Annotated in this window: 2 protein-coding genes; both read left to right on the top strand. The window is 74.8% G+C overall.

Annotated elements, in window-relative coordinates; all coding sequences use genetic code 11:
• Nucleotides 1–293 precede the first annotated feature (293 nt).
• Nucleotides 294–1,199: a hypothetical protein gene (locus tag G3I40_RS41160; RefSeq protein WP_164559920.1), complete on the top strand. Its 906-nt coding sequence runs from the start codon at nucleotides 294–296 to the stop codon at nucleotides 1,197–1,199.
• A 112-nt stretch (nucleotides 1,200–1,311) separates the two neighbouring features.
• The coding region (locus G3I40_RS41155; protein ID WP_203645743.1) for an ankyrin repeat domain-containing protein at nucleotides 1,312–2,137 on the top strand (826 nt) is incomplete at its 3' end.

Genomic DNA, 2,137 nt, shown 5'->3' with positions numbered 1-2,137 from the left:
CCCCTGGCCCTGGTGGTCCCTCGTCCGGCCTGTGGGCGGCAACGGCTGGCCTGTGGGCGACACGGAACACTCCTTCTCACGGCGGCTTTGCGTGTCGATCACGATGCGCCGCGTGGGGCGAGAGCGCCCATGGACAAAGCGGGGACAGGTGTTGGACTAACGGACGCCGGACGCCGCCCGGGTGCGCAGGGCCGGGGGTCTGGCGTCGTGGCCGGGCGGCCGTACCCTGAAAGTGCCGGGTCCGGGCGCGGGCCCCGGGGGGACACGGCCCGGCGGCACCAGGGGGTGCGCGCGTGGCGAACGACGGACCGGTGGTGCACGGCTATCCGCATCTGGAGACCGTGCGGTCGGCGATCACCGCGCTGTACAAGCGTCTCTCGTACGACACCGTGCACACCTTCGCGACGAGTGTCGTCCCGGCCGACGTGGCCTTCGGCGACCAGGACGACGTGCACCTGGGGGCCCAGCGGGTGGCGCGCGAGCTGGTGCGGCACTACCACCTGCCGGACGCGCGCATGATCGTCGGGTTCCGGGACATGCAGCACGCGGCGAGCGTCGAACTGGCCGCGGGGCCGGAGTACTTCGTCGAGCTGAACGACCGGTTCCGTACGCATCGCAGGGACATCGGGGCGGCGCTGGCGCACGAGGTCATGCACGTGTACCTGCACCGCCTCGGCCTGTCGTTCCCGGGGACGCGGGACAACGAGATCCTGACCGACACCGCGGCGACGTACCTCGGCGCGGGCTGGCTGCTGCTCGACGCGTACCGGGAGGACGCGGCGTCGTCGCAGAAGCTCGGCTATCTGACGCCGGAGGAGTTCGGGTACGTGCTGGCGAAGCGGTCGCTGGCGTTCGGCGAGGCGCCGGAGACGTGGTTCACCAGTGCGCAGGCGTACACGGCGTACACCAAGGGGCTGGCGCAGGCGCGGCGCGACGAGCAGCAGCCGCCGCTCACCGCGGCGGGCTGGGCGGGCAGGCGCCGGTACGCGAAGGACCGCCGCTACGCGCAGGACCACGGCCCGCACGGGCCGGCGCCGGCCGGGCCGTACGCGTTCTCGGCGGAAGGTCCGCAGGGGCGCTCCGGGCTGCGGGTGTCGTTCCCCTGTCCGACGTGTCACCAGCGGATCCGGGTGCCGGTGCGCGGGCGGGTGCGGGCGCGGTGCGGGCTGTGCCGCACGGTGCTGGAGTGCGACACGTAAGGGCCCGCCTCCCTCGCGTCCGTATGTCCGCGTGGCAGGCGGGGCGTGCGGGCTGGGGAAGCATGTGCCGAAATGCTTTGCTTACCGGCCGTCGCGGGGCGAGGCTCTCAGCATGAGCGACGAGGTGGAGGTGGGCGTCGGCGCGCTGTACGAGGCGGTGCTCGGCGGCGACGAGGACGCGGTGGTGCGGCTGTTGCGGGCCGGCGTGCCCGCGGACGCGGACGCGGAGGCCGGTGAGAGCGTGCTGTACCGGGCGGCGATGTGCGACGAGCCGGGCATCGTGCGGCTGTTGCTCGCCGCCGGGGCGGATCCGAACCGGCTCAGTGAGGGCACGGACCTGCCGCTGTGCGGGGCGGCGTGTGCGGGGAACACCGAGGTGGTGCGGGCGCTGCTCGCGGCGGGCGCGCGGGCGGACGCCGTCGAGGAGGGTGGCTTCCGGGCGCTGACGTGGGCGGTGCAATTGGGGCGCGAGGCGGTGGTGCGGGCGCTGCTGGACGGCGGGGCCGATCCTCGACTGCCCGGTACGAGCGGGGAGTTGCCGCTGGTGGCGGCGGCGCGGCGGGGCTCGACCGGGTGTGTGCGGGCGCTGTTGGAGCGGGGTGCGGACGGCCGGGAGGAGGCGCTGGCGCAGGCCCGGCAGTGGTTCGGGGTCGATGCGGCCGAGGTGCTGCGGGCCGGGATCGCGGGGTCGACGGCCGACGGGGCGCGGCGGGAGGCGGTGACGCAGCGGTTCGCGGAGGGGGGCGGGGTCACGGTCGTCGTGGAGTTGCTGGACGAGTCGGGCCGTCCCCGCAGCGGCAACGAACAACAGACGGGCCACGCGGCGATCGCCACGCTGCTGGAGGCCGAGCTCGGTCTCGCCACGCCGCCGGGCGAGCTGGCCGACCGTGCGGTGGGCCGCGGCGACCCCGAGGACGACGACTGGGTCGAGGCGAGGG

Origin of the sequence: Streptomyces sp. SID14478 (assembly GCF_010548525.1) — a bacterium.
Lineage (GTDB): Bacteria > Actinomycetota > Actinomycetes > Streptomycetales > Streptomycetaceae > Streptomyces.
Note: the sequence above shows the minus strand (reverse complement) of the source record. Positions and strands in the feature narration are given on the sequence as shown.